The following is a 14,807-nucleotide window of genomic DNA, read 5'->3' as shown; positions in this document are numbered from 1 at the left end:
TCATGCGAACAGCCGCAAAGAGGTCTCAACACGCGGCACCTTGCGTCCGCTCGCCCGCAGGATGCCATGTGCCCCGTCAAGATGGCCGGGCTTCAGTTCGAGCGCCAGAAAGCGACGCTTCTCGTATGGACCGGGCATGGCAAGCTCGCCCGTTTTCCCGGCAGTAAAGCCGAAGCGCTCATAATATTCCGGATCGCCGACGAGCAGGATCGCACCATCGCCACGGCGTTTTGCTTCATCAATCGCATGACGCATCAAGGCCGAACCGATACCGCCACCGGCAGCGGATGGATCGACAGCCAGCGGGCCGAGCAGCAAGGCAGATACCGGAAAACCGAAAGCATCGAGACCGGCATGAACATCCCACAGCCTTACGGTGCCTGCGAGCAATCCGTCTTCGCCAAGTGCTGCAAAAGCCAGCCCTTCTGCGGGCAGACGACCGCGACGCAGCTTCTCCGATGATTTCCGGCGACGGCCTTCGCCCATGGCACGATCGAGCAGCGCTTCGCGCGCAAGCACGTGCTCCAGCGTTTCGCCCGCTATTGTGAAAGCCGGAGCGACGACGGTTGCTGTATTTTCCTGAATTTCCAGAGTCGCATTCATGACATCTATCCCCGCAAAGCGGCAGCAGCACACCCCGTCCAGTGCCTTGCGGCACCAGACGGATTGAGAGGATCATTCGGGATTTCTGAAGGTATGATCTAATCCGAATGATCAGATGACGTAGGATCGGAGCGGTTCGAAGCCGTTGAACGCCACTGCCGAATAGGTGGTGGTATATGCGCCCGTGCCTTCGATGAGGATTTCATCACCGATGGTCAGCGAGACCGGCAGCGGGTACGGCGTCTTTTCATAAAGCACGTCCGCACTGTCGCAGGTCGGGCCAGCCAGCACGCATGGTTCGGTTTCGCTGCCGTCATGCGGGGTCACGATCTGATAGCGGATCGCCTCGTCCATGGTTTCGGCGAGACCGCCGAACTTGCCAATGTCGAGATAGACCCAGCGCACATTGTCGTTGTCCGCCTTGCGCGAGACCAGAACCACTTCGGTCTTGATCACGCCTGCATTGCCGACCATGCCGCGGCCCGGTTCGATAATGGTTTCTGGGATACGGTTACCGAAATGCTTGGACAGCGCATCGAAGATCGCCATGCCGTAAGCTTGAGCAGTTGGCACGTCCTTGAGATAACGGGTCGGGAAACCGCCGCCCATATTGACCATACGCAGAACAATGCCTTCGTCAGCAAGGGTGCGGAACACAGAAGCCGCGTCGCTGAGCGCGCGATCCCATGCACTGAGGTCCGTCTGCTGCGAGCCGACGTGGAACGATACACCGTAGGAATCGAGACCGAGCGACTTTGCGTGGCGCAGAACGTCGATGGCCATCGCAGGCACGCAACCGAATTTGCGCGACAGCGGCCATTCGGCGCCTTCACCGTCCGTCAGCACACGGCAGAATACACGGCTGCCCGGAGCGACGCGGGCAACCTTCTCGACTTCTTCAACGCAGTCGACCGCATAAAGGCGAATGCCCAGCTCGAAAGCGCGCGCGATATCGCGCTCCTTCTTGATGGTGTTACCATAGGAGATGCGGTTTGGCGTTGCGCCGGCTTCCAGCGCCATTTCGATTTCAGCAACCGAAGCGGTGTCGAAGCACGAGCCAAGCGAAGCGAGCAGGCGCAGGATTTCCGGCGCAGGATTTGCCTTCACCGCATAGAAAATGCGCGAATAGGGCAAAGCCTTCTCGAAGCTTAGATAGTTGTCGCGCACGACGTCGGTGTCGACGACGAGGCAAGGACCGTCCGGACGGCGGGTGTTGAGGAAATCGATAATACGCTGCGTTGCCATGGTCGTTCTCCCGCACGGCTTATCTGTTGCCGCATCTAAGGGACAAAGTGTGCATGAACGCCTCCGCCGTGAAGTCAGCCTTTGGAGGTGCTGATGTCACGCGAAAACTCATGCGGCGATGGAACAACGCTAAACCCGCGTTACTCCGCTTTGTCTGCCTTGGATTGGAATTGGAGAACCGCATCCGCACTTCTGGCAATGAAGGTGTGCCTCTTCAGCAATTTCGGCTTTTGGACAGCCGAAAGACACTAGAAAGGCCCGCACCGTCGTTGCTTCAAGATGTCCTCGATCTGGCGGTTGGCCAACAGATCGACTGGAGCGGTTAGGTCCAGGTACCGTACCGAATTCCTCACCATTCGAGGATCGGCGGACACCCACAGGCACGTGCGACTTTGGGCAAGCGCGATATAAGCGCAAAGTCGTGACCATTCAATGACAAAAATTTCTCCGGACAAATTTATTTTTGGTGGAATCGCGTTGAACGGCATGCTTGCCATTGTTCAATATAAGTGAAACATTCCCAGCTTAGACCCGCCTCGAAAGAGCGTAAACAACCCGTTAATTGCTGCATGTTGTGAACAATGGCCAGTTTCGACCCCTTCAACGCCATCATTGCAAAACCCGAAAAGCCGCCTGTTCATACATCGAATGGGCCGCTTAAAGGTGAACGGCTGGCCGTAAAAGACATTTATGACGTCGCCGGAATGGTGACCGGATGCGGCAACCCGCAGATCGAGGCCGAATCACCTGCCGCCGAAAGATCGGCTCCCGTGGTGGCAAAGCTTCTCGACGCCGGTGCCGAATTTGTCGGCAAGGCCCAGACGGATGAACTGGCCTTCTCTCTGATGGGGCAGAATTCGCATTTCCCCTATCCGATCAATCCCGCAGCGCCGGATCGCGTTACCGGCGGCTCGTCGTCCGGTTCGGCAGCTGCAGTGGCTGGCAAGATCGCCGATATTGCGTTTGGCTCCGATACGGGCGGCTCCATCCGGGCGCCTGCGAGCTTCTGCGGTCTCGTTGGCTTGCGCACCACCCATGGTCGCATTCCACTCGAAGGCATCATGCCGCTTGCGCCCTCGCTCGATACGGTTGGATGGTTTGCGCGTGACATCCAACTCTACGACCGGGTTGGCACCATCCTGCTTGGCGACGATAAACAAGGGTTCAGCCTGACGCGACTTCTCTATATGCCGGTTCTGGAGCAGCTTCTGCTCGGCGAGGCCGAAACGGATGCCTATCGTGCCATGTTTGCCGAAGTGCGCTCGCATTTCTCAAGCATCAAGGCGGCCAGCCAGCCGACACTCTCGATAGACGAGCTTTATCTTGTCTTCCGCCATATACAGGGTGCGGAAGCCTGGGCGACACACGGCGGCTGGATTTCTTCGGGCGACCGCAAGCTCGGCCCCGGCGTCGCGGACCGTTTTGCTTTCGGCGCGGAAATTGCCGCCGATCTCGTTGCCAGCCAGCGTGTGCGGCGAGCACATTTCACCCAGGAACTCGAACAGATCATCGGTCAGAAATCCGTGCTGGTGCTGCCGACCGTGCCGGGCGCTGCACCACTTGCAAATGAACCTTTCGAAACCTTGCAGGCCTATCGCGAACAGGCTTTGCGCCTGCTCTGTCTTTCGGTGCTTTCCGGCCTGCCGCAAATCACATTACCCTTGGGACAGGTGCAGGGCGCACCTTTCGGCATTTCCTTCATCGGACCACGCGGCAGCGACCGGGCGCTGCTCACATTGGCCAAAAACATCATAGGGGAGCGGGGCTAGACCATGGACACCCTCACACGTATGCGCGCCTTCATCGACGTGGTCGAGGCTGAAGGCTTTTCCGCCGCCGCGCGAAAAATCGGGCGCTCCAAGGCGCTGTTGTCCAAATATGTACGCGAGCTGGAGGACGAACTTGGTGCGCGCCTTCTGAACCGCACCACGCGACAGTTCTCGCTGACCGAAGCCGGGCACACCTATTATCACCGCGCCCTGGAAATCATCCGTGAGATCGACGCGCTGCAGGATGCCGTCAGTGAAACCAGTTCGGATGCGCGCGGGCGCATCAAGCTGTCGGCCCCGCGCACGTTCGCCGATGCCGTCATCGGCCAATCACTGATCGATTTCTGCCTCGCGCATCCGGAGATCGTTCTCGACGTGCGGCTGGATGATCGCTTTGTCGATCTGGTGGAAGAAGGCTTCGATCTTGCGATCCGCATCACGCGATTGCAGGACTCCTCCCTCATTGCAAAGAGGCTGTCGCCGTTCCATTCCATCCTGTGCGGCGCACCGGAACTGATCGCCCGCGTCGGCAAGCCCGAACGTCCCGAAGATCTGGCCGACCGGCCTTGCATCATCGACACCAATGCACGTTCGCGCAACAACTGGCATTTCCGCAATACCGATGGCTCGATGATGACTGTGGCGGTCAATGGCCCGATCGAAATCAACAGCCCCGTTGCCACAAAGAATGCGGCACTGGCTGGCCTCGGCTTCTGTATGCTTCCAGCCTTCATCGCCGAAGAGGAAATCGAACGCGGCAGACTGATCGCCTGCCTGAATGAATTCATCGTGAAGGACGGCGGTATCTATGCTGTCTATCCGCATCGGCGTTATCTGCCGGCAAAAATCCGGGCATTAGTCGATTTTCTGACCCAATGGTTCAAGGAGCGGGAATAGAGCGCATTCCGAAAAGTGTGAAACGGTTTTCGGGACTAAGATGCGCGATAAAACAAATAGAACGTCGCACTTTTGCCGCCTTCGGGCATAAGCGTGATCTAATGGAATTTTCTATGGTGGTTTTGCCCTGGCTCAAGCGTGGTTTCATCCAGTCTGCCGCAATCGCATTGCTGGCGGGATGTTTGCCAACACTTGCGCTCGCTCACCCGCATGTCTTTGCCGACGCACGACTGGAACTGACCATCGCGCCTGATGGCACGGTGCAACAACTTGCCCATGTATGGCGTTTCGACGACGTTTTTTCTTCGACCGTTCTGATGGAGTTCGACAAGAATGGCGATCTCAAGCTCGACAAGAACGAACTGATCGACCTTGGCCATGTCATCAACGGCTCGATTGCCGAGTTCAAATATTTCCAGACCGTTCTGGACGACGGCAAAGATGTGAAAATGGCAAGGCCAACCGACCTTGCAGCCGATTTCACCGATAATCGCCTGTTGATCGTTTTTACCAGCAAGCCTGAAATGCCGTTGAAGCTTGCCGCTGGCCACAAGGTCAGCTTCGGTGTCTATGACCCGACTTTCTATACCGCCATTGATTACATGCATGACAGCGATCTGGTCGTGAAAGGCCTGCCCGCTGGCTGCACTGCCAAGGTCGTGCGACCCAATCCGGATGAGGCACTCGCCCAGAATCAGGCGACACTGACCGATGCTTTCTTCAACGATCCCATGGGCACGGACATGTCGAAAATCTTCGCCACCCGTCTTGAGATCGACTGTGAGCCGAAAGGAAAAACAGGCTGATGAGAAAACCGGCTACCTTCATTCTAACCCTTTGCCTTACGATGATCGTTGCGCAAGCCTATGCGCAGTCATCGCTCGGCATTGGCGCGAATGAGGTGGCAATGAAGCCGACAGGGCCTTTCGCACACATCATCCTTTGGATGAACGAGCAGCAGCGCACATTCTATCTCGCCATGACCAACGCACTGAAAGCCATGCGCGAGGATCCATGGCAGGCTTCGGTTCTTGTCGGGCTTTCCTTCATCTACGGTATTTTTCATGCGGCAGGGCCCGGCCACGGCAAGGCCGTCATCTCCTCCTATATGATCGCCAATGAAACGGCGCTTCGGCGCGGCATCTTCCTGTCATTCATTTCATCGCTTTTGCAGGCGATTATGGCCATCGCTGTCGTCGGCCTCGCATGGTTCCTGCTGCGCGGCACCGGCATCTCCATGAACCAGACTGCCCGCTATATGGAAATCGCAAGCTTTGCGCTTGTCCTGTTTTTCGGCCTTTGGCTTCTGGCGCGCAAACTGCCGCTGCTTTTCAAGAAGCAGGACAATGCAAGCCCCAGCCCGGCCTCGTCGCTTTTTGCCGCAGCACCTGAACCGGCAATGGCTTCCGGTCCGGCATGGCAAGGCAGTATTTCGCAAGCCACGCGGGCGGCAGCGGCCGGAAGCACGGTAAAGCTCAACTACAAACCCACAACTGCCGCCGCGTCGGATCATATCTTCATCGGCGAAGGTGATGTGTGCACCGCCTGCGGCAAAGCCCATATTGCCGATCCGTCGACACTCGGCGACGATTTCAACTGGAAAACGGCTTGGTCCGCGATTTTGTCAGTGGGCCTGCGCCCCTGCTCCGGCGCGCTGATCGTGCTGACGTTTGCGCTTTTGAATGGCCTGATGGTCGGCGGGCTTCTCTCGGTGTTCGCCATGGCGTTCGGCACATTCATCACCGTGGCTGTTCTCGCCACGCTGGCCGTCACCGCAAAGAACACGGCGCTGCGCTTTGCAGGCAGCAATGCCATGTCGGGACGGCTGAAGGCGGCAATCGAAGTCGCCGCCGCCCTGTTCATCGCGCTCACGGGGGCGCTGTTGCTCAGTGCTTCGCTGGTTGGTTAGTCCCTCTTCTGCCTTTTTGAACGCAGCCAGAAAATCGCAAAAAAGCCGAGAACGAAAACAATCGGGAAGATGATCGCCGCGACCTGCGAGCGCTTGCCCAGCGCCAGCATGATGCTGGGCACGAAATAGGCAAGCACCCCAAAGCCGATCAGGATAATGGCAGCGGCAATTGCCGGATTGCTCTTCTTACGTTCGCCCGAGATCACGAAACTCCTCCAGCTTCTTCTTCTGCTGACCGTCACTATCAAAATTTTCCGGCGCAAGCCATGCCTGATAGGCTTTCTTCAAGGCAGGCCATTCGCTGTCGAGAATGGAAAACCACGCCGTATCGCGGTTCCTGCCCTTTGCCACCATATGCTGGCGGAAAATCCCCTCGAACGAAAAGCCAAAGCGTTCAGCCGCACGCTTGGACGGCCCGTTTTCATTGTGGCACTTCCATTCATAGCGGCGATAGCCAAGCTCATCGAAAATATACTGCATGAACAGGAACTGCGCTTCGGTGGCAGCCGGTTTGCGCGAAATCAACGGCCCCCAATAAATACTACCGATCTCGATCACGCCATTTGTCGGATCGGTGCGCATCAGCGCCTGCCGCCCGGCCACCTTGCCGCTCGCCTTGTCGATCACCACGAAAAACAGCGGATCTTCACTCTTCGCCACCTTTTCCAGCCAGGGCTCGAATTCTTCGCGGGTTGCGGGCGGAAATTCAAACAACCAGGTGAAGCGCTGATCCGCATCGGCCACCGAAGAAGCGGCGAAAAGCTCGTCCCCATGCTTCTTCGGGTCGAGTGGTTCCAGCCGCACATAACGGCCCTCAAGCACTTTGCGTTCCGGCTTCGGGCGCGGCGTCCAGTTCTGCAAATCAGTCATGCGTATTCTCCCATTCGACGGAGACAGGAGCATAAAAGAAGCGGGGCGAAAACCGGATTATTGTCCCCGCGTCATTTTTCCCGAATAGCCGCCCGATCGACCGAAACCGCCTTCACGAGCGCCACCACGTCGTCACCGACGCGCAACCCCAGTTCGTCCACCGAACGCCGCGTCAGCCGTGCACCGAGGCGACGGCCCCGGAAATCGAGCGAAACATGCGCATTCGGCCCCTCGCCCGCCTTGATGCCCGTCACCGTAACCGGCAACACGTTGCGAATGCTGATCGCTTCGGGAACTTTCCGCGCAATCGAAACATCGCGTGCTCGTACGCGCAGCCGCACATGCATATTCTGTTTCAGCCCTGCATCGCTGAGCTGGAACGACGCACCGCCAAGATCGATCTCCGCCAGTTTGTAACGCTCGTCATAAGACGAAACCGTCCCTTCCAGCAGCACGCCGCCGCCCTCGCCTTCGGCGTCGATCAGCGGAAAGACATCTGCCGCCGCACCGCTTGCCGTCACCCGGCCAGCGGATAGAAGCACGATCTGATCGGCAAGTCGCGCGACTTCATCGATTTCATGGCTCACATAAACGATCGGCACATGGCTTTCATCGCGAAGACGCTCGATAAAGGGAAGGATTTCCTGCCTACGCGCATGATCGAGCGAGGAAAGCGGCTCGTCCAGCAAAAGCAGCGCCGGATCGGACAGCAGCGCCCGGCCAATGGCGACGCGCTGGCGTTCACCACCTGACAGCGTCGATGGACGACGATCGAGAAGGGGCTCAATACCGAGCAGCGCCACCACCTCGTCGAAACTGCGTGTAGCCTGTCTGTGCCCTGCCCAACGCGCATAAGTCAGGTTACGTTTGACGCTCATATGCGGGAAAAGCCGCGCTTCCTGAAACACATAGCCGATACGGCGCTTTTCAGGTGGCAGATTGACGCCTTTTTCCGCATCGAACAGCGTAAAATCACCGACCGCAATGCGTCCACTTTCCGGGCGGAGCGTTCCGGCAATCATTTTCAGAAGCGTCGTCTTGCCCGCGCCCGAATGGCCGAACAATGCGGTTACGCCCCAGTCGGCGGCGAAATCGGCTTCAACAGGAAACCTACCATTGCGGCCCGTAATGGAAACAGCAAGCCCGCTCATTTCGTTGCTCCCGCAAGCCTGCGCTGCAGCCATTCGGAAAGCACCACGGCAACAATTGAGATCACTGCGGATATGGCAATCAGACGGAATGCCTCGGCATCGCCGGATGGGGTCTGCATCAAGGCATAGATGGCAAGCGAAAGGGTCTGTGTCTCGCCCGGAATGTTGGATACGAATGTGATCGTTGCACCAAATTCACCCAGCGCTTTAGCAAAACCAAGCACCGCGCCTGCGAGCACTCCCGGCAACAAAGGCGGCAGAATGACCGTGAAAAAGGCTGTGAACCGGCTGGCACCAAGTGTGCGCGCCGCTTCTTCAAGCCCGCGATCAAGCCCTTCTATCGAAAGCCGGATCGGGCGAACGAGCAGCGGAAATGCCATGATACCGGCAGCAAGTGCGGCACCCGTCCAGCGAAACGCAAAGGAAACGCCGAACCATTCCTGCAAAGGTGCACCAAAGGCACCCCGCGCGCCAAACAGGACCAAAAGCAGATAGCCCGTCACCACCGGCGGCAGGACCAGCGGCATGGTGACGATGGCCTGCGCCAGCGACTTGCCCGGAAAATTGAACCGGGCAAGAATCCAGCCGACGATAAAAGCAACCGGCAGAGCGACAATGATAGCTATCCCGGCAACCCGGAGCGACAGAGACACGATCTGCCAGACATTGCCTTCCATCATTTATTCAGCAGCCTCTGCAGCTCCCACAAAGCCCTTGTCCTTGATGATCGCCTGGCCGGCATCGCTTTCCAGGAAAGCGAGGAAAGCCTTGGCGGCATCGGTTTCGTTCTTCGCAACGAGTGCTGCCGGATAAAGGATCGGTGCGTGGCTGGTCGCCGGGAAGCGATAGGCTTCAACCAGTTCCGGTGCTGCAGCGCGGTCCGATGCGTAGACGATGGCCGCCTTCACTTCTGCACGGCTGACATATTGCAGCGCAACGCGTACGTTCTCGGCAAAGACTGCGTTCTTCTCGACATCTTTCCAGATATCGAGCTTTTCAAGCGCTGCCTTGCCGTATTTGCCCGCCGGGACATTCGACGGGTCACCCATGGCAAAGCGACCAGCGCTCAAAAGCTCCTTGGCCTCGCCCTTCGGCGTGTCCTTCTGTGTTGCAATCACCAGCGCATTGCCAGCGATCACCTTGCGCGAAGCCTTGTCGATGGCATCGGCCTTTTCGACATAATCCATCCAGTCAAGATCAGCGGAAATGAAAATCTGCGCTGGTGCACCCTGCTCGATCTGCTTGGCGAGGACCGACGAAGACGCAAACGACGCGACCACTTCAGTGCCATCCTTGGCTTTCATCTGCTTGGCGGCTTCTTCGATAACGTCCTTCATGCTGGCAGCAGCGAAAACAGTCACCTTCTCGGCAGCGTGAGCGACCGAGGCTGCACCCGCAGCAACGGTGATGAGAAATGCGGCGATCAGTTTTTTCATGAATATCCTCCATATTGCCTGTAACAACAGACAAACCATCATCCGCCGATGAGACCGGCGTTGTTTGTGTATGAGCATTGGAGATTCCTATGCCCCGACTTGCGATGATGGGTGTGATGGAGGCAAACGCGACCCGGATGCCGTCAAACCCTTGATGCACGGGCGTCCATGCAAAAGCCGCCCAAAATTCCGTAACGAATTCAGATCGTTCCAGAACCAGAGCCACCATAATGCGGTGAAATCTGTTTGACCAGCCCTATGAAGGGCGTGCGGCATCAGCTACCGATGTGTTTGTGCGCCCCGCGCAGTTCGGCCAGCTTCACCTGCTTCTGGCGCTCCGCATAGCGGGCGCGATCTTCCGGCGTGCGCTCATCATAGCAACCGGCACAGGAAACACCTTCCTCGAAAAACTGCGAAAGCTTGTCTTCCGGCGAAATCGGACGGCGGCAGGCGCGGCAAAGTTCAACGTCGCTTTCGGCAAGGCCATGGCCCACAGCTACGCGTTCGTCGAACACGAAGCACTCGCCGTTCCACATGCTGTCTTCACGCGGAACTTCCTCAAGATATTTCAGGATACCGCCCTTGAGATGAAACACATCATCGAAGCCCAGCCCCTTGACGAAAGCCGTCGCCTTTTCGCAGCGGATACCGCCGGTGCAGAACATGGCGATCTTCTTGCCTTCCAGCTTGTCGCGGTTCTGCTCGACCCAGTCCGGAAACTCACGAAAAGTCTTGGTCTGAGGATCGAGTGCCCCTTCGAATGTGCCGATCGCGTATTCATAATCGTTGCGCGTATCGACCACGACCGTGTTTTCGTCAGCAATCAGGGCGTTCCAGTCCTGTGGCGCGATATAGGTGCCGACGCTTTTCAGCGGATCGATGCCATCGACGCCCATGGTGACGATCTCTCGCTTCAGCCGCACCTTCATGCGATGAAACGGCATTTCGGTCGCATGGGAATATTTAAGCTCGGGTTCAGCCAGACCGGGGATGCCCATGATGTGCTGCACGAGCTTCTCAATGGCCTGTGCAGTACCTGCGACCGTCCCGTTGATGCCTTCCGCCGCCAGAAGCAACGTTCCCTTGATGCCATTTGAGCAGCAAAGCTCCGCCAACGGCTCGCGCAGGCTTTCATATTGCGGGAGCGGCGCAAAGCAATAAAGGGCGGCAACGGTAAAAGGCAAATTGCTCATCGGTTCTGTCTTCTTTGAAAATTTAACCCGCAACTAATCCCCACAAACGGCGAATTCAAGTCAACTTTATCCTCATGCGACCAAGTCGCCTCAAAATCCGCCTCGAAGAGCAACTTTTCGAGGAGAAATACATGTTCGACAGCCAAACGATCGCAGCCCTGACGACAATGGCAAATGAAGTGGGCATTGAGCCGGCGGCCTTGCTGGCGATTGCGGAAGTGGAAAGCGGCGGGCGGGCCCTATTCGATATCAACGGAGGCAAGGAACCGGCCATCCGGTTCGAAGGGCATTATTTCGATCGCAGACTATCCGGTCGCCTGCGTGACTATGCCAGGAGCAATGGCCTGTCGGCGCCGGTTGCTGGCCAGATACGCAATCCGAAATCGCAAGCCGCGCGCTGGGTCCTGCTTGAACGTGCGATGGACTTGAGCAAAAAGGCAGCGCTTGAATCCACATCCTGGGGGCTTGGGCAGGTCATGGGCGCGCATTGGGAGTGGCTTGGCTATGCCACCGTCGATGATCTTGTGGCGGAAGCACGCGGATCTGTTTCCGGCCAGGCGCGCTTGATGCTGCGCTTCATCGACAAGGCAGAGCTTTTGGAAACGTTGAAAGCCCATGACTGGCGCGAATTCGCCCGACGCTATAACGGCCCGGCTTTTGCCCGCAATGAATATGACAAGCGCATGGCCGAAGCCTATCAGCGCTGGCAAAAGCAACTCGACAGTTCTAGAAAAGCCGCATGAACAAGTCCCCTTCGACGGTAGACAAACCATCAAAGGGGATTTAAATCGATTTATCCACTCAAACAGCCGAGCAAGCCGATGTCCCAGAAAACCGATCTTCTCGTCCCCATCATGACAGGCCAGCCGGTCATTCCGGTTCTGTTGATCGACAAGGTGGAACATGCTGTTCCGCTGGCACGCGCGCTTGCCAAGGGCGGATTGCCCGCAATCGAAATCACCTTACGCACGTCAGCAGCACTCGACGCCATTCGCGCTGTTGCGTCGGAAGTGCCGGAAGCAATCGTCGGTGCAGGCACGATCCTCAACGCCAAACAGTATGAGGATGCAGCGAAAGCGGGCTCGCGCTTTATCGTCAGCCCCGGCGCAACAAAATATATCGTCGCTGCCGCCAATGACAGCGACGTGCCGCTTCTACCCGCTGCAATCACGCCGAGCGAAATGCTGGCCCTGCGCGAAGAAGGCTACACCCATCTGAAATTCTTCCCCGCTGAACAGGCCGGCGGCGCATCATTCCTGAAAGCGCTTTCCTCACCGCTGGCCGGAACCTTCTTCTGCCCGACGGGCGGTATCAGCCTTGCCAATGCCAGGAATTATCTGTCGCTGCCGAACGTCGTCTGCGTCGGCGGTTCGTGGGTTGCACCAAAGGAACTTGTCGAAGCTGGCGACTGGGACGCAATCACTGACCTTGCAAGCGAAGCGGCTGACCTGAAAGGCTGAGCAAGACCAGATAGGAATGTAAAAAGGGGCCTCGAAGGCCCCTTTTCTTTTGGTTTGTTATCGTCTGTCCGGCGATCAGTTGGTTTCCGTGAACTTGGCCACCGTCAGGAAGGTAACGGCATTGCCGCTGAACTGGTTGGCGCGTTCGGTCGGCAAATCGCCGCGCTGGAAGCCTGCCGTGTAGACCATGGCCGGTGCGGAACGCAGTGCGTCGTTGCGGAGTACCGGGTTGGTCACCGGCACAGCGCTCGACACCGATTCCGTCGACATGGCGACTTCCGAAGTCGGCATCGCTGCCGGCTGGACAACTGCGCGCGGCCTGGATTGAGCCTTGGCCACATAACGCCCGCCCTTTGCCGTCGTGCGGACGCCTGTTTCGGCAGCCTTGCCGATTGCTGCAACCTGCTTATGGACTGCGGCAGACGCGGTGGCTGTCGGCTTTGCCGGTGCCGTGCGGGCAACCGAGGCCGTCTGCGTAGCTGCCGGAACCTGTTTCGGCGTAGCGTCTGCGACCGGCTTGCTATCGTAATAATCGTCAGAAGGCGGTGCGATCAGTTCGCCGATCTCGTCCTTCTTGGAAAGCAGGGCAAGCTGCGTATTGGCGCGTGGCGCTTCCTTCGGCAGCGGGAACGCCGCCGTTTCACCGGGTTGAGGCACAGCCACATTGCCTGTATCGGCAACCTGTGTCGGTTCTGCCTGCTCGCCATTGACCAGCGCGGCAATTGCGTCCTGACCACTGGCGGCAGGGTGTTCACCCGGTCGCTCCGGACGCGCCGACGGGACCACGGCTGCGGCAAGCTGCACATTATCCGTCTCAAGCTGCGGGCGAGCGGACGGGATTGGCACAAAACCGTTCATCAATGGCGAAGGCGTACCGGCATCGGCAACCTGTAACGTGTTCGCATCCACGGCAGCGCGGGCAGCGGCTGCAGCATCGGCGGCAGGTTCGGCTGCGGCGAGCGCGACGGCATCCTGCGGTGCCATGGCCGGTTTGCGAGCCGGAATCGGAACATTGAGTGCGGCGACCGGAATTTCCGCTGCGGCTTGCGCTTGGGCATCAAGCCCGGTTTCCGGACGCGGCGCCTGTATCGGAAGCGGAGCGTCGCGGGCAGGCAGAGCAGCGACCATGGTTTCACGTGGCTGCTCGACCGGTTCTTCCGGGACCGCTGCCGGAGCCTGACGCGCAGGTGCTGCGCGGGCCGGACGTGCAGTCGCCGGTGGGGCGCTTACATCACCATTATCTTCTTCTTCGTCAGCACCGCCGCCGAACAGCGCACCAAACAGGCTCTTGCTGCGACGCGGGGCGGAGTTGCTCGCCACCATGATCTCGCCGCCGCCGGCCTTGCGCTTTTCGATCATGGCCAATGCCTGCTCGTAGCCCGGCAACGGCTTGCCGTCTGCGGGAAGGTGAGCGGTCTTGCCGTCCGGGAAGAGGGCAAGCAGCTCGCGGCGGCTCATGCGCGGCCAGGAGCGAACATTGCCGACATCCATGTGCACGAACGGAGAACCGGAACGCGGATAATAGCCAACGCCGCCGATCTGATAGCGCATGCCGATGCCGCGCAGCTTCGCGAGCGGAACGCCGGGAATATAGAAGTCCATCGCGCGGCCAAGCATGTGCTGGCTCTTCTTTGCAACGCCGCGCGTGCTCGAACGCAGCATGGCGTTGGTGGCAGGCGAACGATATGCGGAAACGACAGTTATATACTGGCTCGATCCACTGGAGCGATAAACCTGCCAGACCAGATCGAACAGGCGCGGGTCCATCTTGGTCGGCTCGTTGCGGCGCCAGTCACGCAGAAAGACGTTCAGCTTTTTCAGGCCCTGGGCATCAAAGCGGCCATTTCTTTTGAAGACGATTTCCGCTTTTTCGCCGGTATGAACGTAATAGAGCTTGAGAGAGCGGGTTTCAGCCGAAGCCTGCGAAGGAGACAGCGCCATGAGAACCGCGGCAGCGGCAAGGGCAGACGGAATAGACACAGATACCTTCATCTTGGCCTTCATTCCGGTCCAAGCCTTCGCAAAGCGCGCTTTAATGGTCGATATGCTGTTCATCGAATCGTATCGCCTTACCGTTTTTCCGCCGTCAGAAGCATTCTCCAGGCATCCCTCGGGACTTTCTTTGTGGTGTCACAAAAAGCCTGCGTCCCAGTTCCGCTCGAGCTCCGATTGTCGGATTTAATGGTTAATGGACGCTTAGTGAACAACAAATGAGGAAACACCATGGCAAAAAAGCCACACAGGTGCATCTATTTTCGCCATGGTTAAAAAATT

Annotated in this window: 16 protein-coding genes; 7 read left to right on the top strand and 9 right to left on the bottom strand. The window is 58.1% G+C overall.

Annotated elements, in window-relative coordinates:
• Together FIB18_RS16830 and odc2 are read right to left on the bottom strand one after the other, a co-directional pair.
• Complete coding sequence (locus FIB18_RS16830; protein ID WP_140021801.1) at positions 1 to 603, bottom strand: GNAT family N-acetyltransferase; 603 nt, start codon at positions 601 to 603, stop codon at positions 1 to 3.
• A 111-nt stretch (positions 604 to 714) separates the two neighbouring features.
• Positions 715 to 1,848 carry an ornithine/lysine decarboxylase gene (gene odc2 / locus FIB18_RS16825; protein ID WP_140021800.1) on the bottom strand — a complete coding sequence of 378 codons (1,134 nt, stop codon included), beginning with the start codon at positions 1,846 to 1,848 and terminating at the stop codon, positions 715 to 717.
• A gap of 53 nt (positions 1,849 to 1,901) precedes the next feature.
• Here odc2 and FIB18_RS16820 point away from each other — a divergent pair, with 53 nt between their 5' ends.
• The 5 genes from FIB18_RS16820 to FIB18_RS16800 all read left to right on the top strand — a co-directional run bounded on the left by FIB18_RS16820 (position 1,902) and on the right by FIB18_RS16800 (position 6,423).
• Complete coding sequence (locus FIB18_RS16820) at positions 1,902 to 2,174, top strand: hypothetical protein (RefSeq protein ID WP_140021799.1); 273 nt, start codon at positions 1,902 to 1,904, stop codon at positions 2,172 to 2,174.
• Between the two features lie 255 nt (positions 2,175 to 2,429).
• On the top strand, positions 2,430 to 3,617 hold the full coding sequence (locus tag FIB18_RS16815; RefSeq protein ID WP_140021798.1) for an amidase: 1,188 nt from the start codon (positions 2,430 to 2,432) through the stop codon (positions 3,615 to 3,617).
• 3 nt (positions 3,618 to 3,620) lie between these two features.
• Complete coding sequence (locus tag FIB18_RS16810) at positions 3,621 to 4,514, top strand: LysR family transcriptional regulator (RefSeq protein ID WP_140021797.1); 894 nt, start codon at positions 3,621 to 3,623, stop codon at positions 4,512 to 4,514.
• 101 nt (positions 4,515 to 4,615) lie between these two features.
• A complete protein-coding gene (locus FIB18_RS16805) occupies positions 4,616 to 5,320 on the top strand; it encodes a DUF1007 family protein (protein ID WP_140021796.1) in 705 nt (234 codons plus the stop codon).
• Positions 5,320 to 6,423, top strand: coding sequence for a nickel/cobalt transporter (locus FIB18_RS16800; RefSeq protein ID WP_140021795.1), 1,104 nt, complete (start codon positions 5,320 to 5,322; stop codon positions 6,421 to 6,423). Before FIB18_RS16805 ends, FIB18_RS16800 begins: the two co-directional genes overlap by 1 nt.
• Here FIB18_RS16800 and FIB18_RS16795 read toward each other — a convergent pair.
• From FIB18_RS16795 to trhO, 6 genes are all read right to left on the bottom strand, one after another.
• A complete protein-coding gene (locus FIB18_RS16795) occupies positions 6,420 to 6,629 on the bottom strand; it encodes a hypothetical protein (RefSeq protein ID WP_140021794.1) in 210 nt (69 codons plus the stop codon). The genes FIB18_RS16800 and FIB18_RS16795 overlap by 4 nt on opposite strands.
• Positions 6,610 to 7,293, bottom strand: a complete 684-nt coding sequence (locus tag FIB18_RS16790) for a GNAT family N-acetyltransferase (protein WP_140021793.1) — start codon at positions 7,291 to 7,293, stop codon at positions 6,610 to 6,612. Before FIB18_RS16790 ends, FIB18_RS16795 begins: the two co-directional genes overlap by 20 nt.
• A gap of 71 nt (positions 7,294 to 7,364) precedes the next feature.
• Positions 7,365 to 8,444, bottom strand: coding sequence for a molybdenum ABC transporter ATP-binding protein (gene modC / locus FIB18_RS16785; protein WP_140021792.1), 1,080 nt, complete (start codon positions 8,442 to 8,444; stop codon positions 7,365 to 7,367).
• Positions 8,441 to 9,124, bottom strand: coding sequence for a molybdate ABC transporter permease subunit (gene modB, locus FIB18_RS16780; protein ID WP_140021791.1), 684 nt, complete (start codon positions 9,122 to 9,124; stop codon positions 8,441 to 8,443). Before modB ends, modC begins: the two co-directional genes overlap by 4 nt.
• Entirely contained in the window at positions 9,125 to 9,880 is a 756-nt protein-coding gene (modA, locus tag FIB18_RS16775) for a molybdate ABC transporter substrate-binding protein (protein ID WP_140021790.1), read from the bottom strand. It lies immediately after the preceding gene.
• Between the two features lie 275 nt (positions 9,881 to 10,155).
• Positions 10,156 to 11,073 carry an oxygen-dependent tRNA uridine(34) hydroxylase TrhO gene (gene trhO / locus FIB18_RS16765; RefSeq protein ID WP_140021789.1) on the bottom strand — a complete coding sequence of 306 codons (918 nt, stop codon included), beginning with the start codon at positions 11,071 to 11,073 and terminating at the stop codon, positions 10,156 to 10,158.
• A gap of 131 nt (positions 11,074 to 11,204) precedes the next feature.
• On the opposite strand from trhO, the gene FIB18_RS16760 reads away from it, so the two are divergent.
• Complete coding sequence (locus tag FIB18_RS16760) at positions 11,205 to 11,816, top strand: N-acetylmuramidase family protein (protein ID WP_140021788.1); 612 nt, start codon at positions 11,205 to 11,207, stop codon at positions 11,814 to 11,816.
• Positions 11,817 to 11,894: 78 nt separating this feature from the next.
• Entirely contained in the window at positions 11,895 to 12,533 is a 639-nt protein-coding gene (locus tag FIB18_RS16755; protein WP_140021787.1) for a 2-dehydro-3-deoxy-phosphogluconate aldolase, read from the top strand.
• A 75-nt stretch (positions 12,534 to 12,608) separates the two neighbouring features.
• On the opposite strand, the gene FIB18_RS16750 is transcribed toward FIB18_RS16755, so the two are convergent.
• Positions 12,609 to 14,588 (bottom strand): DUF882 domain-containing protein, encoded by a 1,980-nt coding sequence (locus FIB18_RS16750; RefSeq protein WP_407921865.1) that lies wholly within the window; start codon positions 14,586 to 14,588, stop codon positions 12,609 to 12,611.
• Between the last annotated feature and the right edge of the window lie 219 nt (positions 14,589 to 14,807).

The organism is Brucella pecoris (genome assembly GCF_006376675.1).
Taxonomy (GTDB): Bacteria; Pseudomonadota; Alphaproteobacteria; order Rhizobiales; family Rhizobiaceae; genus Brucella; species Brucella pecoris.
Note: the sequence above shows the minus strand (reverse complement) of the source record. Positions and strands in the feature narration are given on the sequence as shown.